Genomic DNA, 19,323 nt, shown 5'->3' with positions numbered 1-19,323 from the left:
GATTAGGAGGTCTTCGGATGACGAAGAAATTGGTGTCAGAAGTGATGTCTACCGGAGTAGCGACGGTTTCGGCAGATAAACATATTTATGATGTAGCCGTGAGGATGAAGGATCAAGATACAGGCTTTATTCCGATCGTAGAAACGGAGAGCAGCTCTAAGCTGGTTGGTGTCGTAACAGACCGCGATCTTGTGCTCCGAGGGTATGCGGGCAAGCATTCCGGGTCAACCGGTGTTGAAGAGGTCATGACGAAGAAGGTTCATACCGTGACGAAGGATACCACAGCAGATGAAGCAGCTGAGCTGATGGCTAAATACCAGATTCGCAGAGTTCCCGTCATCGAAGGGGATCAGCTGATAGGGATCGTCTCTTTGGGTGATTTGGCGGTCACTCATCTGCTTGCTGATAATGCCGGGGAGGCATTGACGCAAATTTCGGAGCATTTACATTGATCCAGCATCCACTTGCATGAAATGTACCAGAAAAGTTCATTTTCGCCCATGCGAAATTGGACTTTTCTTTCTTTGGAAGGAGAAGAGATATGAACACAGACAAAGCTTGTATTGTGCAGCGGGATTTTACGATATTACTTGAAACAGGCCATCCAAGCTATGAGACCGCTAGAGAACAAATTGCACCCTATGCGGAACTGGTGAAGAGTCCTCCTGCTTTTCATACATATAAAATGACCCCACTCACCCTGTGGAGTGCTGCAGCTATGGGGTACAGTGCTGACGATATTATTGAGAGCCTTGTGATGGTGTCCAGGTGGAATGTTCCTGCGTCACTGATTCAGGATGTTCGCGGAATTGTAGAAAAGTATGGGAAGTTAAAGCTTCAATCGGATGATGAGACTGGAGAATGCATACTTGTAAGCGAAGAGGCCAAATGGATTGACCAAATTCAGTCACATAAGGCGCTATCCTCGTATTCTTTTGAGCGATTAACCGATACGAAGCTTCTAATACCTGCGAAGGATCGCGGGCTAATTAAACAGCAGCTCATTCGTATCGGATATCCTGTTATGGACCAGGCGGGGTATAAGCATGGAAGTCCACTTGCCTTCTCGTGGAAATCAATAGAGCAGGGCAAGGGGACCCAGGAATTTCAACTTCGGGACTATCAGATGGAAGCGGCAAACGCCTTTGAAGGATCAGACGGACTTGGAGGAAGTGGAGTACTCGTACTCCCTTGTGGCGCGGGCAAGACGATTATCGGAATCGCTGTGATGGAACGACTGCAATGTGAGGTGCTCATTCTGACCTCCAACACGACCTCTGTTAGACAGTGGATCAGGGAGATTAATGAGAAGACGACAATTCCGGAAGCCTCTGTAGGCGAATACTCCGGGCAGACGAAGGAAGTAAGGCCCGTTACTGTGGCAACCTATCAAATTATGACTCATCGTAAAAACCAAAAGGATGAATTTACACATATGAAATTGTTCGGAGAGCGCAGCTGGGGGCTCATCATATATGATGAGGTGCATTTACTTCCTGCCCCTGTATTTCGGGCTACAGCTGACATCCAGGCTACGAGAAGACTTGGTCTCACTGCCACTTTGGTCCGTGAGGACGGCTGTGAGCAGGATGTATTTTCACTTATCGGCCCCAAACGTTATGACATGCCCTGGAAAGAGCTGGAGCTGCAAGGCTGGATTGCTGAGGTGGACTGCAGAGAGATTCGTGTACCTATGGAGGAGGAGCTGAAGCAAAAATACTTGTATGCCGAACCAAGGCAGAAATTTAGACTGGCCTCTGAGAATCCTGCTAAGCTCCCAGTAGTGAAGCGATTGCTTGACAGTCATCCGGATCTGCCGGCACTCATTATTGGCCAATACGTAGGCCAGCTGAAGCTGCTTGCTGAAGAATTACAGGTGCCGATTATAACAGGTGCAACCTCTCAGCAGGAAAGAAACCGCCTGTTTGCCGATTTTCGCAAGAAAAAGATTACTACGCTGATTGTCTCGAAGGTCGCTAACTTTGCCGTCGATCTACCTGATGCTGCGCTTGCGATTGAGGTATCGGGAAGCTATGGGTCACGACAGGAAGAAGCACAGCGTCTTGGGAGAATTTTGCGTCCCAAGGAAGGGGCCAATAAAGCTTATTTCTATACCTTGGTATCCAAGGATTCAAGAGAACAGGATTTTGCGTTAAAGAGACAAATGTTTCTTATTGAGCAGGGGTATGAATATCATGTAGCGGCTGAGAAGGAGGCCACCCTATAAAATGGCGAACCCAGAACGAATGGCATTCGAGAAAAGTGTAGAGCAATTAAATCAGCAGGAGAGGCTGCTGTATTTGACAGCCTTTCGGCTGTTCGGCAGCTCGCCGCTGCAGCTGGACTCGCTTCGGGCGGAGCTGTCGGGTCAGCTAAGCGGACTCGAGCTGGATCTTGCGGTTCTTCGGTTAAGAGGTCTTCAACTGTTGAAGACGGTAAAGAAAACGTGGGGAGAACAAATCTATTATATTCCTTCTGCGCATTTAGTATGGCTGACAGAACTAAACTTACTGCCTAAGTTGTCACTGTCAGGTAATCATGATTCCAAGGCGGAGCATGTCCTGCTTGAAGCGAAATCGGATATTACAGGGGAAGTCCTTCATATCCTGTCTTATATTGCGATTCATGGCATGCCTCTGACTGCCAAAGGGACGATACATAAGAAGACATTGGGCAGGCTGGGGGAAATGACCGTTCTCCAGTCTTCCGATTTCGAAGGGCTTGCTCTATCTTACGCTCATCCTGATGTTTATCCGGTGCATATCGCAGTGATCATGGATCTGCTGTTCAGCCTGGGTCTGGTTCGCAAAGAGGAAAGTCTGATCACGATTGTTGAGGATGTATTGAACAGTTGGCTGGACCTGTCAAATGAACAGATGAGGCAGAACATTTATCAGATTGCGGTAGAGAGGTATGGATCATCGAGCCCGGGAGCTCAGCACTTTCGTAGTCTGCTGACCTGCTGTGGAAGAAGAGATGCCGGACGGTCATGGCTCAATCTGGATATGCTCTGCACATGCTTAGTGGATAATGGATTTGCAACACAGATAACATCCACTGAGCTTGCTGATGCTGCCACAGGCTGGGCACGTCTGCTGGCTGCCTTTGGCTATGGAGAATTAGGTTCCTCTACGGACGGAGCTTATTATTTTCGATTTGAGGAGCCTGTTGATGAAGATGCGGATCGGGCCGAGGATCGAGATGAGGATCGATCGGGGATCTTTGTCCAGCCCGACTTTGAAGTCATGGTGCCGCAGAGCGCTTCCAAACGTCTAACATGGATATTGGAGGGCTGTGCAGAGCTTAAGGCTAGGGATCGAATGACGATATACAAATTGACCAAGGAAAGGCTTCATCTTGCGGCTGAGCATGGACTTGAGCCGGATACGGTCATGGAGTGGCTTGATCAATACAGCGAGACCGGTGTACCCGATCAAGTCCGGTTAACACTGAAGCAATGGGGAGCTGAGCTCGGGAAGACGACTTTTGAAGCGGTTATTCTGCTAAGATGCGCCAATCTGAAGGATGCGGATGCGATTGAGGCTCATCCTTCTTATTCGATATGGCGCTCAGATATGGAGCGCATTGGCCCGAACCATTTTATTGTAAACAAGGACAAGCTAAATGAAATACAGAAACACCTGACTGCGATGGGCCTCTCTCCTGCAAAGGGCATTAAAGGTCTTAGTCCTGATACCCGGGTCTATCCGCTGACGAAGGAGCAGGCGGAGCTCCCTGTGAGGTTCTGTGCAGAAACAGGCAGACAAGGCTTCGTATATACCGGAAACAATCTGCACTATTACGAAAAGGTAGAAGATACACCCGACATTTCCAGTCTGCTGCCTGATTTCAAATCGATACCGAAGTCCTGGTATGAGGAATGGCGGGAATATCATCCTTCAACAGCTAAACAAATGGTTCAGCAGGCTATTTCCTGGCGGATTCGGCTCGGCATCGAATGTGCAGGAATACGAAGAGAATTTATCCCGGAGTCGATTGGCAGAGGCGAGCCTTGGTCAGTGAACGGCTATTTTGCGCCGGATAGAGCGGCGTACGTATCCGAGAAGAGTACACTTGTACCTTCAGAATGGACAAAGATGTCCCTTATTTTACCAAAATAAGTTAATTAGCCAGCAAGATGGAGACAAAAACTCTTCTTATGTATAGGCTGATATGTTATGATAGATATAGTCCTTTTCCGAAAAGAATTGGAACTTTGATATAGATCGGGATGAATTTTCATGAGCGTATCTGAGCTAAATACGGTTGATATGGCCCAAGTGCTGTCATACGCCTATGAACTAGGCGATATGATTAACCAATCTACGTTAGTAACAGATTATTTATATTGGAAAGAGCGGGTTCAGCAGAATCCAGAGATTCAAGAATGGGTCCGACGTCTTTCGGACAAGAAGGAGCTATTCGCGGAAACGGAGCGCTTTGGGCATTTCCACCCCAATTATCATAGTGCCAAAGACGAAGTTAAGGCTGTAGAGGATCAGCTTGAAACTTATGAAGAAGTTAGACGTTTTAAGGAAGCTGAGGCACAGTTAGACGATATGCTGCATCAGATGTCTGAGACGATCGCTTTCTCTGTTTCTAGTTCCATTAAAGTTCCTAGCAACGATCCTTCACCAAAAGGCGGCTGCGGCGGGGGCGGAAGCTGCGGTTGCGGCGGCTGATTTGTTCTTCATGAACGCCGATGCCGGTACAAGGAGGATTTTGCAATAGACAGATATAGCAAAATCTGAAGAAGAGGTGAATTTCGTATGTTTGCACAGCGAACAGGATATATCATATGGGTCAGTGATCTAAAAGCTGCTCGCAATCTAGAAAAATATGGCACAGTACATTATATCTCAAGAAGAATGCATTACGTCGTAATGTATGTGAACGCAGAGCGCGCAGAGGATACAATGAAGAATGTCAAAAGACTATCCTATGTTCGCAAGATTGAACGTTCATACCGAAATGAGATTAAAACGGAGTACAGTAAGGACATTACGGACAAAACCAGCTTTTACGGCGGGATTTGACCTGGTGTAAATACATCGGGAAGGAATTTCATATACAATCCGGCGGAGCGGCCCAATAGGCCGCTCTTTATTTTCATAAATTTGAATCCCTCCATCGATCAGATAGGGCTGCCGTCGGATGATTTTTTTGATTAACATACTAACAACTCAAATTTCTTATCACAGGAAGCAATTTTACCTTGAGCTATCGGGACTTATGTTGTAATATATTGGTTAAATATGTAGATAGAAAGACCTATCTTGTGGAGAGTGATATCCCATGCGAGACAAGTTGATGCAGCGCTGGAGCACTTACGAACCTTTTTATGTGGCTCTAGGTGATAAGAGAGTAGCTGATGTTGTCATTACGAACCATGCTAAGCTAAGATATGCGGACCGAGTAAGACAGGATAATAACGATATTGAGAACATTGCAGCATGGCTCTGGGAGTGCCTCAAGCAGAACAGGATTTCACCCTACTATCGGAATGAGCAAGATGTTTATCTCATTGATGGTGATCTGGTCGTGGTTGCTGAATTCTCTGAGTTGCCTGGTGAATATGATATTACAGGGAATCCGCTTCACAAAATGATCATTGTCACTTTCCTTGGACGGATGTCAGAGACGATTGAACTGCGTGATTTGAAGACTTACTATTCCTGGCTGCGGCATTCTAGACGAATGACGCTGGTGAAGAACAGCCGTAAGAGAAAGTAACACTGAGCCTAGCTAGCTTTGTAGCTTTGTTTGAGAAGAGCTTCCCTTGGAATAATCGCTTTGTTCGAAAAGTGTGCATATATGCACACTTTTTTTTGTGGATCGGTTACAATAAGTAAAGTTTAAGGGGGAGTAGACCAAGATGAACTTTCACCAGCTACACATTTTTTATACCGTTGCGGACAAAGGGAGCTTCTCTGCAGCAGCTCAGGCTTTACATATGACACAACCGGCAGTCACGATGCAGATTCAATCACTGGAGGATTACTTCGGAACGAAGCTGATACATCGCTCTACGAAGAGGATCGAGTTATCGGAGGCTGGAGAAGCATTGCTCCCTTATGCCCTGCGCAGCATGGAGCTGTTTCGTGAAACGGACGAAGCGATGTCCTCCTTTACGGACAAGCTTCAGGGGAGACTGCTGATTGGCGCCAGCCTGACCATTGGTGAATATGTCCTGCCCCGTCTGCTTGGACCCTTCGGCAAGAAGCATCCTGATATATCGATTGTCATGAATGTGATGAACACGACTCAAATTATTGAAGGAATTATGAAGCATCAGCTGAATTTTGGAATGATTGAGGCGCCGCTCTCGCATCCGGATTTAATCGTTCAGCCTGCCATGCGGGATGAGCTGAAGCTGATCGTCCCAGGGAATCATCCGCTGACCTATAAAGAAGAGATTGGGCTGCATGATCTGCTTGAGTATCCATTTATTGTGCGTGAGAAGGGATCAGGAACAAGGCAGGTCATGGAGGATGCTATTCGTGAGCATGGGGTGGACCCGGCAAAGCTGAACACAGTGATGGAGCTGGGCAGCACAGGAGCTATTAAATCCGCCGTCGAGGCAGGTGTGGGTATAACAATAATATCTCCTTCCTCAGTGAAGCATGAAGTCACACTCGGTCTTCTCAAGGTACTGGAGCTGAAGGATATTGAGTTCAAACGAGAATTTTATGAGGTGTATTCTAAATCATCGATGCTGCCTATTTCGGCGGTGACCTTCTTGAATTACTTGAAGAAGCAGGCACAGTCTTTAGACGAGAGCTTCGATTAAAATGGCTCTGACAAGTGGAATAACGAAAGGTGTGCTCTAATTATGTCTATGGAAAACGGAATAAACCGCTGTGATTTGCATACGCATACGCTGGCTTCAGACGGTATGCAGTCACCTGCAGACAATGTCCGGCTTGCATCAGCTAGAGGTCTTGTGGCTGTGGCGATTACAGATCATGACACCGTCTCGGGTGTGGAGGAAGCCGTGAAGGCGGGGGAACAATATGGCATCCAGGTCGTTCCAGGTGTCGAGATCAGCACCCGGGCCGGAGGTAAGGATATCCATGTGCTTGGATATTTTGTTGATATACACAACGCTAAATTTCTAGAGCGGCTCGAATCTCTCAGACGTACTCGGGAAGGGCGGAATACGCGTATTCTGGAGAAGCTGCAGGAGCTTGGGCTGTCGGTGACGATGGATGACGTGATCCGTGTCATGAACAGACCTTTGGACAAGGATGAGACGATTGGACGTCCGCACATTGCCGATGCACTTGTTCATAAAGGTTATGTTAAGAACATGCGCGAAGCATTTGATCTCTATCTGGCTGAAGGGAAGCCGGGGTTCGTTAGTGTTCCTCGTGTATCACCTGCTGAAGCGATGGAATGGATTAGAGAGGCCGGCGGTAAGCCCGTTCTGGCGCATCCAGGTCTGTATGGGGACGACGAGCTGGTGAAGGGAATGATTGAGCAGGGCAAGCCCGAGGGTATTGAGGTCTACCATTCCGATCATGGCCCGGCGGAAGAAGCACGGTACAGAGCTATGGCTGAAAAATATAGTCTTGTCATGACAGGTGGATCAGACTTTCACGGGGAGAGACAGGGTGTCGTCTTTCACGGAGATTTGGGCAGTGTGACCGTGGATGCAGAAGTTCTGGAACAGTTAAACGGAAAGTAAACTGCAGCGTAAGATGAAACGGAAGCACCAAAAATACCTGCAGCAGTCTGAGCCATCCCTAATCTAAAAAACACCTTCAAAAGTGCCGCCATCCTGTGAATTGGCTGCATTTTCTGAAGGTGTTTTGTCTATCATTAGTTCTTCACATGATCTGCTCTAGGTCAGGATCCGTTCTTGATCGTACTTGGGAGCTGTTTGATACGCTCCTCATCAGGGGTAACAAATAACGTCTTTTGGTTGTCATAAATAACAAAACCGGGCTTTGCGCCGTTCGGTTTCTTCACATGTCTGACCAGGGTGTAGTCTACAGGGACACTGCTTGATTCCTTGGCTTGGCTGTAATAGGCAGCCAGCTGCGCAGCTTCTTCAAGCGTCTCCTCACCAAAAGAACTCGACCGGATCACAACATGCGAGCCGGGAATATCCTTCGTATGCAGCCAGGTATCTCCTGAGCTTGCAAGACGGTTAGTTAAATATTCGTTTTGCAGATTGTTTTTGCCCACACAGATTTCAATGCCTTCGGATGATGTGAACACATGCAGGGTCGGCAAATTATTTTTCTTCTTTTTCTTCGAGCCTTTTTTGCTGCGATCCCGTAAGTATCCCTGAGACACTAGTTCCTCGCGAATTTCCTCAATATCGCTCATGGAGGCGATGGACAGCTGCTGCAGCAGATTGTCCATATAATCAATCTCTTCACGAGTCTTCTTCAGCTGATCCTCGATGATCTGCAGGCTGTTCTTGTATTTGTTGTACTTCTTGAAGTAGCGCTGTGCGTTGTCCGATGGTGTAAGAAGCGGATCCAGCGGAATTCTTACTTCCTTCTGCTCCTCATCATAGAAGTTGGGAAGCACAGCTTCCTTGTCCCCCTTCTGGATCGCATACAGCGATGCGAATAGAAGCTCTCCGTAGATTCGATATTGATCTGCATCATCAGCTTCGGCAAGATCCTTCTGCAAGTGGTCCAGCTTCTTCACATTTTTGTTGCGCTCGTTCTGCAAAAAGCGGAGCAGGTCGCTTACTTTCTGTTTGACTGCGTCCCGTTCAGCCTTCTCGCCGTAATACGCCTCCATGCATTTGCTGATGGAAGAGAATGGGGTGAGCTCTTCGCTCAGATGTGTAAGAGGAATGGCTGAGAACACCATTTTCCCCTTCGGATTTTGACCGATCACAGGACTGAACTCATCCGAAGATACAAGGCTCATCACCTCATTGAAGGCCTGGATCAACCTCGGCATTGCCTCAGACTTCGGCTCTCCGCTAAGCTGGGCTCGATATACGATTTCCTCAGCAATTAGCGGACTTATACCGCTGAAGGTATCGACGAGCCACTTAGCAGCTGTCCCTTCATAGGCTGTATAGGCTTCAAATACGGATGAGTCGGCCATTAATGGATGATGCTTGTTCTGCTGAGGCGGCTCGGTATAAGAAAATCCGGGCATGATCACCCGATAGCTGCTAATCGCCGGAGTGACGTGATGAATACCATCCATCATGGTACCTGTTGAAGGATCCAGCAAAATAATATTGCTGTGTCGTCCCATCAGCTCGATAATGATCCGTTTTACAGATACATCCCCCAGCTCGTCTCGCTGCCTTACGTCGATGTGAATAATTCTTTCCATACCGACCTGACTGATCTTCTCAATAATCCCGCTCTCACAGTGCTTGCGCAGCAGCATACAGAACATGGGTGCTTCCGTCGGATTAATGAAGGTTTGCTCTGTAAAATGAACCCGCGGATAGGTAGGGCTTGCTGACAGCAGCAGCTTGGCATTCTCCCGGCCTGCTCGAAGGCTGATCACGATATCATGCGTATTAGGTTGATGTATTTTATTGATGCGTCCGCCAACACAGGCTTGCAGCTCGTCTACAATAGCGCGGACGACGATTCCGTCTAGTGCCATAATTTTAGTGTTCTCCCATCTTAAGCTTTGATTCGTAGCCGAGTACGGCTAGATTCACTTCTTACTATCATGCCATAGTTTTGACAAAAACTTAAGAGCTCTTTAGATGTGATAATTCAGTCCTTGTCCGAATACAGTAATGTTAGTAGTTTGTCCGGCAATATTGACGGTGCTTACTGAAGAACCTGAATCCTATTTTGACTTGGGCACGTCATGACACTGGACAGGCACAGGACTATAGACCGGGAGGGGAAACTGCACGTGATGGAGCATAAGAATTGGCATCAGATGAGCATAGAGGATCTTGGGGCCAGCCTGGATGTGGACCCGCAGATAGGTCTGACAGAAGCCGAAGCGGAAGAAAGACAAAAAAAATCAGGAGCTAACGAGCTGTCCGAAGGGAAAGGAATCTCACCGATCACCCTTTTCCTGAATCAATTCAAGGATTTTATGGTGCTTGTCCTGGTTGGGGCCACACTAGTATCCGGGCTGCTGGGCGAATATCTGGATGCGATCACCATTATCGCGATTATTCTGCTGAATGGAATCCTTGGGTTTGTACAGGAGTTTCGTGCCGAACGATCGCTCAGCGCGCTGAAGAAATTGTCTGCTCCGACTTCTAAGGTGCTGCGGGGCGGCAAGGTGCTGCAAATACCGGCCAAAAATTTGGTTCAGGGAGATATTATCATGCTGGAGAGCGGAGATCGCGTTCCGGCCGATATTCGGTTTGTTGCAGCCAGCAACTGTGATGTTGAAGAATCTGCGCTCACGGGAGAATCTGTGCCGGTTAGTAAGCACAGCAGAATCATTCAGCAAGAGGAAATTCCACTCGGTGATCAGAAGAATATCGGGTTCATGGGCACGATGGTGACCAGAGGAACAGCGAAGGGGATCGTAATTCGCATCGGCATGGATACCGAGATGGGTAAAATTGCTGATCTAATTCAGAATACCGAAGCGCAGGAGACACCTTTGCAGCGCAGACTTGAACAGCTAGGGAAAATATTAATTATTGTTGCTCTAGTGTTAACCGTTCTAGTTGTTGTGGCAGGTATTCTGCATGGTCAACCGGCAGTAGGGATGTTCCTGGCAGGGGTGAGTCTTGCCGTAGCGGCAATTCCTGAAGGACTGCCTGCGATTGTAACGATCGCCCTTGCGCTTGGTGTACAGCGGATGATTAAACGGAAGGCCATTGTCCGGAAGCTTCCTTCAGTCGAAACACTTGGCTCGGCTTCGGTTATTTGCTCGGATAAGACGGGAACGCTGACGCAGAACAAAATGACGGTAACAGATGTCTGGCAGGGCGGACGTCATCTGAAGGTGTCCGGGGAAGGCTACAATCCTTCCGGACAAATTACGTATCAAGACCAGCTTGTGGACCTGAAGAGCGATCAATCTCTTCGCAGACTGTTCCAGATCAGTGCACTCTGCAACAATGCGCAGATCGAAGAGGTTCAGGCGGAAGATGTGCGAAGCGGCAAGAAGCTGCTGGAGGAGACGGAGTGGAGACTGAAGGGGGACCCGACAGAAGGCGCACTGGTTACGCTTGCCTCCAAAGCCGGAGTATCACCGCAAAGCCTGTCTGGCTTATATGAGCGTGTGCAGGAGTTTCCATTCGACTCGGAACGGAAGCTGATGTCAGTGATGATGAGGCATCAAGGCGGAAGGCTGATCTTTACTAAAGGTGCGCCGGACGTATTAATCCAAGAATGTACCTACATCATGTGGGAAGGCAAGGTAGTGCCGTTCACCGGAACGCTGAGACAGAGGGTTACAGCAGCGGGAGAGAGAATGGCGAGCTCGGCTTTGAGGGTGCTGGGCATGGCCTATCGTGACGTGAAGGCGGAAGAACATGTAGATAGTGAGCATAAGGCGGAAAGCCAGCTGATCTTTGTTGGTCTAGCCGGGATGATTGATCCTCCACGCAAGGAGGTCCGCGATGCGATTGCAACCTGCAGAAGAGCCGGAATCAAGACAGTCATGATTACAGGTGACCATTCCATGACAGCAGAGGCGATTGCGCATCAGCTTGGCATATTGCCACGGGATGGCAAGGTACTAACAGGTCAGCATCTTGCTGCACTAAGTGATGATGAACTGGACAATGAAGTCGAGCAGACTTATGTTTATGCAAGAGTATCTCCGGAGCATAAGCTGAGGATCGTAAAATCACTTCAGCGCAAAGGCCACGTGGTTGCTATGACAGGAGATGGTGTTAATGACGCGCCTGCGATCAAAGCCGCAGATATCGGGATTGCGATGGGGATCACAGGTACGGATGTAACCAAGGAAGCCTCTGCTCTCATACTAAGTGATGACAATTTCTCTACCATTGTTTCGGCTATTGAGGAAGGGCGAAATATATATGAGAACATAAGAAAGTTTATTCGTTATTTGCTGGCTTCCAATGTCGGAGAGATATTAACGATGTTCTTCGCCATGATGGCAGGTCTACCACTGCCACTGTTGCCGATTCAGATTCTATGGGTCAATCTTGTGACCGACGGGCTGCCAGCGATGGCATTAGGAGTCGACCAGCCGGAGAAAGATCTAATGGAGCATAAACCGCGTTCTGCGAAAGAAAACATTTTTGCAAGAAGACTGGGCTGGAAGATTATTAGCCGTGGTGTGCTGATCGGATTATGTACGCTGGGGGCATTCTGGTTAACGTTACAGGCCGCACCCGATAGTGAAGGGCAGCTTGTTAAAGCCCAGTCCGTAGCTTTTGCAACCCTTGTCATGGCGCAGCTCATCCATGTATTTGACTGCCGAAGCTCAAGATCTATATTCCATCGCAATCCGCTGCAGAATAAATATTTGGTTCTTGCGGTTCTGTCATCTGTCATTCTGATGCTTATCGTAATGTACACGCCTCAACTGCAGCCGATCTTCAAAACTGTACCGCTTGATCTAAGAGAGTGGGCGCTTGTTATCGTTGCTGCCGGAATTCCTACATTCCTTCTTGGAATCGGCAGTGTATGGGGAGGACGCCGTAACCGTAGGAGATTGACAACCGGAGGCTACACACCAAAAAATACAAAGTTTTCAGCATAAAGTAGATTTCCTTCGCTCCTTGAGGTATGCTATCCTGAAAAAGTCAAATGCTTATCATATTTTAGTAGGATACTTGAGATAAACAGCTTGGCTGGAGAGAATGAGCTTATTTATGATAGCTATCATGAATGGTTCTTTCGATCTGGAGTGCCAAAAGGAGCGGAGTTACGTCATGGAATTTACGAAAATGCATGGACTGGGTAACGACTTTGTTGTCGTATATGGAGAACAAGAGCTTCCCGCTAACGCGGCTGAGCTGGCGATAAAATGGTGCGATCGATTCTTTGGGATCGGTGCAGATGGGCTTGTATTTATTTTGCCTTCCGATACTGCGGATTTCCAAATGCGCATCATTAATTCGGATGGTACAGAGGCTGAACAATGCGGTAATGCAATTCGCTGTGTTGCCAAATATGTGTACGATAAAGGACATATTGACCGGGAAGAGATTACGATTCGTACGATTGGGGCAGGCGTACAGCCCGTTCAGCTGACTGTAAAGGACGGCAAAGTGGAGACGGTGCGTGTTGATATGGGAGAACCTCAGCTTGACGGTCTTAAGGTGCCGACGACAATTGATGCAAATCCAGTTGTGAATGAACCTATAGAGGTGGGAGGCAGCGGCTTCCGGTTCACTGCAGTATCTATGGGTAATCCACACTGTGTAATTTATGTTGATGATGCCGTGAGCTTTGATCTGGCCGCATGGGGACCTAAAATGGAAGTGCATCCGTTGTTCCCTAACAAAACGAATGTGGAGTTTGCAACGGTGAAGGATCGCAGGCATGTAGATATGCGGGTGTGGGAACGCGGCGCAGGACCGACGCTCGCCTGTGGAACCGGGGCTTGTGCTACCTTGGTATCCTCTGTTCTGAACGATGTAACGGATCGTGAAGCCTGGATCAGTCTAAAGGGCGGTGACCTGTATATTGAGTGGAGTGAGGAAGATAACCATGTATACATGTCAGGACCTGCCGAGATTGTATATACAGGAACTACGAACTGATGTAATCGGAATACTATTATAAAGTTATAAATCTGAAGGCATCCCCATTAACCATTGTTTTGGTTGATGGGCGTGCTTTTTTTATGGAATCATACGGAATACCGACAAATGGGTAAGGAGTGATTAGTTATGCTGTTAGAGATTATAGCAACGACCGTGGACGACGCCGTTACGGCAGAGAAGTGCGGTGCCAATCGCTTGGAGCTGATTACGGCCATTACTGAAGGCGGATTAACTCCAGGAATCGGTCTTGTCTCCCAAGTGGTGAAGTCTGTTAGCATTCCCGTGCATGTCATGGTGCGTCCACATAGCCGTTCCTTCGTTTATAGTGAGACCGATGTGGAAACGATGGCTGCCGAGATTGAGGCGATCCGGCAGACAGGTGCGGCAGGCGTTGTACTTGGAGCGCTGACAACAGATGGCAAAATCGATGTTAGAACGTTAGAGCTGCTGCTCAAGTCAGCTGGTGATCTGCAGGTGACGTTTCATCGTGCCTTTGATGAGCTGGAGGATCAGCTGGAGGGTCTCAGTACTCTTGCGAAGTATCATGCAGTAACGAGAGTTCTCACCTCCGGTGGTCCGAAGCCGGCCCCCCAGTCGATTCCACAAATTCGCAGACTTGTGGAACAGGCAGCAGGAAGCCACCTTTGTATTCTAGCGGGCAGTGGCTTGAAGAGAGAAATGATCACGAACTTTATTGAGCAAACCGGTGTAACAGAGATCCACTTCGGCTCTGCCGTCCGCTACGATCAGTCCGGTCTACAGCCGATCAATCCGGCCGAGCTGCGTGCCCTCTCTGATTGCATCCATAAATAAAAGGGGCAGGAAAAAGTAAATGCTGACAAGCAGATATTTGTCTATTATCTAAGTAATGGGACAGCAGCAGCCTGCTTTTTTTGCTTAAACAATCCTCCCATTTGTGTTACATTAGTGTGAATAAATTGGAATTGGCGGGAGGAGAACGATGGCGGATTTACGTGAAGTGTTGAAGAATGAAGTCATTATTGGCGATGGCGCTATGGGAACACAGCTCTATCAAATGGGTGTGCCGGTCGGAGTTTCTTACGAGGAATTAAACCTGACATCCCCCGAGATGGTCAAGGATGTTCATCGCAGATACATTGAAGCGGGAGCTAGGCTCATTGAAACAAATACATTTTCTGCGAATTACGTTAACCTATCCAAATATGGACTTGAAGATCAAGTCGAGGCAATCAACCGGGCGGGTGTGAGGGTTGCGCGGGAAGCCATGGGGAATAAAGGGTTTGTGGTTGGCGCAGTCGGAGCCATTCGCGCCGGTAAGAGAGCAGATATTTCCGCTGCCAAGCTGAATCTTTATTTCGAACAGCAGATATCCGCTCTAGTGGGAGAGGGAATTGACGGGGTATTGCTTGAAACCTTCTATGATGTGGAGGAGCTTGTCATTGCTGTTCGACAGGTTAAGAAGTTGACTGATCTGCCGATCATTTGCCAGTTTGCTATTGATGATGTCGGCCGTACGTTCGATGGATTCACAATGCCTGAAGCGTTCTCGATTCTGCATAAAGAAGGCGCGGATGTAATCGGATTTAATTGCCGGACAGGTCCTAATGGTATTATGCGGGCAATGGAATCTGTTCAGAATTTAGGAATTCCGATGTCGGTATTCCCGAATGCGGGTCTGGCGGAATACGTTGACGGGGAATACCGGTATGGTGCTTCTGCTGAATACTTCGGTCAGAGCGCCGTCCGGTTCGCTGATTTGAATGCACGGATTATCGGCGGATGCTGCGGTACGACACCGGAGCATATTAAAGCCATGGTATCAGCTCTTGATACTTATGAGGCAGCTCCATTAACGGTAGTCGATGATGAGCTTCTGCCGGTGCCGGACTCCGTATCCGAGACGCTTGCCGATGGAAGTGCAGCAGGCACGATTCGAACAGATCCTACAATTGTAGACTTGGTTAAAGAACGCCACACCGTCATCGTTGAACTTGACCCTCCGCGTGATCTTGATATTCAGAAATTTCTAACCGGAGCGAAGAGTCTGAAGAAGGCTGGAGTTGATGCGTTGACACTGGCTGATAATTCTCTCGCGGTAACCCGGATGAGCAATATGGCGCTTGGATATTTAGCGAAGGAGCAGACCGGCCTGAGACCGCTGATTCATATCGCCTGCCGGGACCGCAATATGATCGGAACCCAGTCCCATCTCATGGGCTTTGATGCGCTGGGCATTGATCATGTGCTGGCAGTAACCGGGGACCCTGCAAGGTTCGGAGACCTTCCGGATTCAAGCTCTGTCTATGATCTGACATCATTTGAAATCATACGAATGATCAAGCAGCTGAACAGTGGAATAGCGTTCTCCGGTAAACCGCTTAAGCAAAAAGCCGACTTCATTGTAGGTGCCGCATTCAATCCGAATGTGAAATATTTGGAGAAGGCGGTACAGCGTCTCGAGAAGAAGATTGCTGCAGGTGCAGACTATATTATGACCCAGCCAATCTATGATCCTAAGCTGTTTGTACAGCTCAAGGAAGCAACGAGCCATTTGGATATTCCGATATTTGTAGGAATTATGCCGCTCGCAAGTGGTCGAAATGCAGAATATTTGCACAATGAGGTGCCAGGTATTCAATTATCGGACGCAGTCAGAGAAAGAATGGCGGGGCTCGAAGGCGAAGAGGGCCGCAAGGTGGGTACGGCAATAGCGAAGGAGCTGCTGGACGTAGCGATGGAGCATTTTAATGGAATCTATATAATGACTCCGTTCATGTTCTATGGAATGAGTGAAGAGCTGACTCACTATGTGTGGGAGAAATCAGGCCGTGTAATTAAGACCTAAAATCCGGCCAAATAGAGTATCACGAATGAAATCGAAAAAAAGTCCGTGCCTGCTGTGCTGAATACTGCAGGTACGGACTTTTGTGCTGTTGCTCTATACTATGATGGTTAAGTTTAAGCAATTGATTGATCATGAGAAAAGGTTCCGGAGCTGTTCCGGTATCGGTCTGCTTTTTCGAGTGGAAGGGTCGATGGTCACGCTTGTAATGAGCGCGTCTGCGCAGATCTCCTGGGCTTCATTTAATATCGTTTGTCTAAGCACATAACTTGAATTCCGGGCACTGTCCTGTTCTGTTGTGACCGTAAGGAGCTGGCCCTGATAGCATTCCTTGCGATAGTTGATATTGATATTAACGGTGACCGTCTGACAGCCAAGCTCAAGCAGTGTTTTGTATGACAGCCCTCCCGCTTCATACCATTCATCTCGTGCCCATTCCAGATATTCTAGATATTTCGCATTATTTACGTGGCCGTTAACATCAATCTCGGTGGGACGAACAATAAGGTTCAGTTCTGTTTTCATTAAGCAGCTCTCCTGTTTAAGTTTTTATGGGGCGTTACTAGGAAGGCGGTGCCTGAAGTGCAAATAAATAATGTATGCAGATTCTAATAGGAAGCCCTGAATTAGGCAATAATGGTATGAATTAATGGCAAATCCCCCATGATTATCGTACTTGTTTAAGCCTGTATTATCCGATACAATAGTATAATGGATGTGATGCCGATGTCATTCAGTATGACCGGATACGGTCAATATTTGCTCAGCTATGGCGGGTATAAGGTACAACTTGAAGTTAAATCTGTCAACCATAGATACTGTGAAGTTGTCTTTAGGATGCCAAGGGAATGGAGTCGTTTCGAAGACGGGCTTCGCAGAATGGTACAGCGTAAACTTGCACGAGGCAGAATTGATGTTTTCATTACGAGAGAATTGGATGACAGCAGCAGAGGTACTGTGCTGAACAAGCAGATGGCTGCTTCCTATCTTGAGGCTTCAAGGGAGCTTGAGTCCAGCTTCGGGATGAAGGGGAACCTGACCATTTCAGAGATGCTGCAGCTGCCTGGTGTGTTAGTGAGTTCTGAGGAGATGAGCAATCTTACAGTCTTTGAGGACGAGAACTGGGAGACTGCGCTGCAGGAAGGACTAGCACTTGCACTTGATGAGCTGCTTGATATGCGCTCTCGTGAAGGAAGTCATCTTGCCGCTGATTTGAAGTCGCGAATATTGAGTCTGCAGGCTCATCATGCAGCGATGGTTCAGTTAGCGCCTGCTGTAGTGACGGAGTACCGAAGCAAGCTGAGACAGCGATTAACCGAAATTTCTGATGCACCATTCGATGAACATAGATTTGGTATGGAGATCGCGATTTTTGCCGACCGATCCAACATAGATGAGGAACTGACTCGTCTCTCTAGTCATATGGCTCAGTGCGAAGAGCTGCTCACCGTGCGTGAGCCTATAGGGCGCAAGCTTGATTTCTTGATCCAGGAGATGAATCGTGAAGTCAACACCATCGGCACTAAAGCTCACCACCTGGGGCTGGTTAATCTGGTAGTCGAGATGAAGGCCGAGCTGGAGAAGATCAGAGAACAAGCTGCGAATTTAGAATAGGCAATGAACACTAAGTTGAATCAATTTCATAATACCTTTAGCTGCTTTTTTAATGATTTTTATGAAATTGATTCAGTTTTGCAAAGATTACACCAGTAATAGGGGGACGAACCTGAATATGGCAATTAAACTCATAAATATAGGATTCGGCAATATCGTTTCGGCGAATCGCATCATTTCTATTGTTAGTCCTGAATCCGCCCCAATCAAAAGAATTATACAGGAAGCACGGGATCGTCACATGTTGATTGACGCTACATATGGACGCAGAACTCGTGCGGTAATAATTACAGACAGTGATCATGTGATCCTGTCTGCAGTGCAGCCGGAGACGGTTGCCCATCGTTTATCTTCTAAAGACGATGACAACGACGAATAAAATGGAGTGTAATATGTCTAAGGGATTACTAATTGTATTATCAGGACCGTCCGGTGTAGGAAAAGGAACCGTGTGCACTGCTCTAAGAAAACGAGTTCCTGAACTCATCTATTCAGTGTCAGCGACAACTCGTCAGCCAAGACTTGGTGAAGAGAACGGAGTCAATTATTTTTTCAAGAGTCGAGAGCAGTTTCTTGATATGATTGAGAAGGATCAGCTTCTGGAGCATGCGGAGTATGTAGGCAACTATTATGGAACCCCGCGTGATTTCGTAGAGGAGACTCTTAATTCCGGTAAAGATATCATTTTGGAGATTGAAGTCCAAGGAGCTCTCAAAGTTAAAGAGAAGTTTCCAGAAGGAATTTTCGTATTTCTGCTGCCTCCGTCTCTTGATGAATTGAAGGATCGAATTCAAGGCAGAGGCACCGAGAATCAGGCGACCATTGATCACCGCATGTCTGTAGCCGAGCAGGAGATCAGTTTGCTGCAGCAATATGATTATGCAGTCGTCAACGACGAAATTGATTTGGCTTGCAAACGAATAGAATCGATCATCATCGCCGAACATTGTAAAATAAATAGTAAATCGAAATGAGGAGTGCTCCATGCTATATCCATCTATTGATGAAATGATGAACAAGGTAGACAGTAAATACTCTCTGGTGGTTGCAGCTTCGAGACGCGCCAGACAGCTGCGTGAAGGTGAGAAATCCGAACTCAGAAACCCGAAATCCCATAAGCAAGTCGGTATTGCACTTGAAGAGATCTATGGTGATTTTGTGCGTGTGGAGAAAGGTCATGACGAAGAGGAAGCAGAACAACAAGACAGCCAGTCATAATCTATACGCG

18 protein-coding genes are annotated in these 19,323 nt (G+C 47.6%); 16 read left to right on the top strand and 2 right to left on the bottom strand.

The features are described from left to right. Positions 1-17 precede the first annotated feature (17 nt). The 8 genes from PUW25_RS18045 to PUW25_RS18010 all read left to right on the top strand — a co-directional run bounded on the left by PUW25_RS18045 (position 18) and on the right by PUW25_RS18010 (position 7,687). Entirely contained in the window at positions 18-452 is a 435-nt protein-coding gene (locus tag PUW25_RS18045; RefSeq protein WP_047910941.1) for a CBS domain-containing protein, read from the top strand. Between the two features lie 89 nt (positions 453-541). Continuing rightward, entirely contained in the window at positions 542-2,227 is a 1,686-nt protein-coding gene (locus tag PUW25_RS18040; RefSeq protein ID WP_047910942.1) for a DNA repair helicase XPB, read from the top strand. Position 2,228: 1 nt separating this feature from the next. Beyond that, positions 2,229-4,121, top strand: coding sequence for a helicase-associated domain-containing protein (locus PUW25_RS18035; RefSeq protein WP_274337352.1), 1,893 nt, complete (start codon positions 2,229-2,231; stop codon positions 4,119-4,121). Positions 4,122-4,241: 120 nt separating this feature from the next. Further along, a complete protein-coding gene (locus tag PUW25_RS18030) occupies positions 4,242-4,682 on the top strand; it encodes a YlbF/YmcA family competence regulator (RefSeq protein ID WP_047910944.1) in 441 nt (146 codons plus the stop codon). Between the two features lie 87 nt (positions 4,683-4,769). Then, positions 4,770-5,036, top strand: coding sequence for a YlbG family protein (locus tag PUW25_RS18025; protein ID WP_274337351.1), 267 nt, complete (start codon positions 4,770-4,772; stop codon positions 5,034-5,036). A 259-nt stretch (positions 5,037-5,295) separates the two neighbouring features. Continuing rightward, positions 5,296-5,733 carry a hypothetical protein gene (locus PUW25_RS18020; RefSeq protein WP_047910946.1) on the top strand — a complete coding sequence of 146 codons (438 nt, stop codon included), beginning with the start codon at positions 5,296-5,298 and terminating at the stop codon, positions 5,731-5,733. Between the two features lie 142 nt (positions 5,734-5,875). Next, positions 5,876-6,790: a selenium metabolism-associated LysR family transcriptional regulator gene (locus tag PUW25_RS18015; RefSeq protein WP_047910947.1), complete on the top strand. Its 915-nt coding sequence runs from the start codon at positions 5,876-5,878 to the stop codon at positions 6,788-6,790. 48 nt (positions 6,791-6,838) lie between these two features. After that, positions 6,839-7,687 carry a PHP domain-containing protein gene (locus PUW25_RS18010; RefSeq protein WP_047911228.1) on the top strand — a complete coding sequence of 283 codons (849 nt, stop codon included), beginning with the start codon at positions 6,839-6,841 and terminating at the stop codon, positions 7,685-7,687. Between the two features lie 161 nt (positions 7,688-7,848). On the opposite strand, the gene PUW25_RS18005 is transcribed toward PUW25_RS18010, so the two are convergent. Next, complete coding sequence (locus PUW25_RS18005; RefSeq protein ID WP_205052612.1) at positions 7,849-9,594, bottom strand: Rqc2 family fibronectin-binding protein; 1,746 nt, start codon at positions 9,592-9,594, stop codon at positions 7,849-7,851. 264 nt (positions 9,595-9,858) lie between these two features. Between PUW25_RS18005 and PUW25_RS18000 the strand changes: the two genes are divergently transcribed. The 4 genes from PUW25_RS18000 to PUW25_RS17985 all read left to right on the top strand — a co-directional run bounded on the left by PUW25_RS18000 (position 9,859) and on the right by PUW25_RS17985 (position 16,484). Then, on the top strand, positions 9,859-12,648 hold the full coding sequence (locus tag PUW25_RS18000; RefSeq protein WP_274338627.1) for a calcium-translocating P-type ATPase, SERCA-type: 2,790 nt from the start codon (positions 9,859-9,861) through the stop codon (positions 12,646-12,648). Positions 12,649-12,820: 172 nt separating this feature from the next. Next, on the top strand, positions 12,821-13,654 hold the full coding sequence (dapF, locus tag PUW25_RS17995; protein WP_047910950.1) for a diaminopimelate epimerase: 834 nt from the start codon (positions 12,821-12,823) through the stop codon (positions 13,652-13,654). A gap of 129 nt (positions 13,655-13,783) precedes the next feature. Further along, complete coding sequence (locus PUW25_RS17990) at positions 13,784-14,470, top strand: copper homeostasis protein CutC (RefSeq protein ID WP_047910951.1); 687 nt, start codon at positions 13,784-13,786, stop codon at positions 14,468-14,470. A gap of 148 nt (positions 14,471-14,618) precedes the next feature. Beyond that, on the top strand, positions 14,619-16,484 hold the full coding sequence (locus PUW25_RS17985; RefSeq protein WP_047910952.1) for a bifunctional homocysteine S-methyltransferase/methylenetetrahydrofolate reductase: 1,866 nt from the start codon (positions 14,619-14,621) through the stop codon (positions 16,482-16,484). 129 nt (positions 16,485-16,613) lie between these two features. Here the strand turns inward: PUW25_RS17985 and PUW25_RS17980 are convergent, their stop codons facing one another. Further along, the gene (locus PUW25_RS17980) at positions 16,614-17,006 is read right to left on the bottom strand and encodes an acyl-CoA thioesterase (RefSeq protein ID WP_047910953.1); all 393 of its coding nucleotides are present in this window, start codon (positions 17,004-17,006) and stop codon (positions 16,614-16,616) included. Between the two features lie 201 nt (positions 17,007-17,207). Here PUW25_RS17980 and PUW25_RS17975 point away from each other — a divergent pair, with 201 nt between their 5' ends. The 4 genes from PUW25_RS17975 (at position 17,208) to rpoZ (ending at position 19,313) form a co-directional block, all read left to right on the top strand. Then, a complete protein-coding gene (locus tag PUW25_RS17975) occupies positions 17,208-18,095 on the top strand; it encodes a YicC/YloC family endoribonuclease (RefSeq protein ID WP_047910954.1) in 888 nt (295 codons plus the stop codon). 118 nt (positions 18,096-18,213) lie between these two features. Then, positions 18,214-18,474: an extracellular matrix/biofilm regulator RemA gene (remA, locus tag PUW25_RS17970; protein ID WP_006209218.1), complete on the top strand. Its 261-nt coding sequence runs from the start codon at positions 18,214-18,216 to the stop codon at positions 18,472-18,474. A 13-nt stretch (positions 18,475-18,487) separates the two neighbouring features. Beyond that, a complete protein-coding gene (gene gmk / locus PUW25_RS17965; RefSeq protein WP_047910955.1) occupies positions 18,488-19,069 on the top strand; it encodes a guanylate kinase in 582 nt (193 codons plus the stop codon). A gap of 10 nt (positions 19,070-19,079) precedes the next feature. Beyond that, a complete protein-coding gene (gene rpoZ, locus PUW25_RS17960) occupies positions 19,080-19,313 on the top strand; it encodes a DNA-directed RNA polymerase subunit omega (RefSeq protein ID WP_047910956.1) in 234 nt (77 codons plus the stop codon). The last annotated feature ends 10 nt before the right edge of the window (positions 19,314-19,323 follow it).

The organism is Paenibacillus urinalis, assembly GCF_028747985.1.
Classification (GTDB): domain Bacteria; phylum Bacillota; class Bacilli; order Paenibacillales; family Paenibacillaceae; genus Paenibacillus; species Paenibacillus urinalis.
The sequence above is the reverse complement of the archived record's forward strand: the minus strand, read 5'-3'. Positions and strand labels throughout refer to the sequence as shown.

Bases quoted from the DNA above. Each gene is read 5' to 3' on its own strand.
- PUW25_RS18045 (WP_047910941.1), top strand. From the start codon at position 18: ATGACGAAGAAATTGGTGTCAGAAGTGATGTCTACCGGAGTAGCGACG.
- PUW25_RS18040 (WP_047910942.1), top strand. From the start codon at position 542: ATGAACACAGACAAAGCTTGTATTGTGCAGCGGGATTTTACGATATTA.
- PUW25_RS18035 (WP_274337352.1), top strand. From the start codon at position 2,229: ATGGCGAACCCAGAACGAATGGCATTCGAGAAAAGTGTAGAGCAATTA.
- PUW25_RS18030 (WP_047910944.1), top strand. From the start codon at position 4,242: ATGAGCGTATCTGAGCTAAATACGGTTGATATGGCCCAAGTGCTGTCA.
- PUW25_RS18025 (WP_274337351.1), top strand. From the start codon at position 4,770: ATGTTTGCACAGCGAACAGGATATATCATATGGGTCAGTGATCTAAAA.
- PUW25_RS18020 (WP_047910946.1), top strand. From the start codon at position 5,296: ATGCGAGACAAGTTGATGCAGCGCTGGAGCACTTACGAACCTTTTTAT.
- PUW25_RS18015 (WP_047910947.1), top strand. From the start codon at position 5,876: ATGAACTTTCACCAGCTACACATTTTTTATACCGTTGCGGACAAAGGG.
- PUW25_RS18010 (WP_047911228.1), top strand. From the start codon at position 6,839: ATGGAAAACGGAATAAACCGCTGTGATTTGCATACGCATACGCTGGCT.
- PUW25_RS18005 (WP_205052612.1), bottom strand. From the start codon at position 9,594: ATGGCACTAGACGGAATCGTCGTCCGCGCTATTGTAGACGAGCTGCAA.
- PUW25_RS18000 (WP_274338627.1), top strand. From the start codon at position 9,859: ATGGAGCATAAGAATTGGCATCAGATGAGCATAGAGGATCTTGGGGCC.
- dapF (WP_047910950.1), top strand. From the start codon at position 12,821: ATGGAATTTACGAAAATGCATGGACTGGGTAACGACTTTGTTGTCGTA.
- PUW25_RS17990 (WP_047910951.1), top strand. From the start codon at position 13,784: ATGCTGTTAGAGATTATAGCAACGACCGTGGACGACGCCGTTACGGCA.
- PUW25_RS17985 (WP_047910952.1), top strand. From the start codon at position 14,619: ATGGCGGATTTACGTGAAGTGTTGAAGAATGAAGTCATTATTGGCGAT.
- PUW25_RS17980 (WP_047910953.1), bottom strand. From the start codon at position 17,006: ATGAAAACAGAACTGAACCTTATTGTTCGTCCCACCGAGATTGATGTT.
- PUW25_RS17975 (WP_047910954.1), top strand. From the start codon at position 17,208: ATGTCATTCAGTATGACCGGATACGGTCAATATTTGCTCAGCTATGGC.
- remA (WP_006209218.1), top strand. From the start codon at position 18,214: ATGGCAATTAAACTCATAAATATAGGATTCGGCAATATCGTTTCGGCG.
- gmk (WP_047910955.1), top strand. From the start codon at position 18,488: ATGTCTAAGGGATTACTAATTGTATTATCAGGACCGTCCGGTGTAGGA.
- rpoZ (WP_047910956.1), top strand. From the start codon at position 19,080: ATGCTATATCCATCTATTGATGAAATGATGAACAAGGTAGACAGTAAA.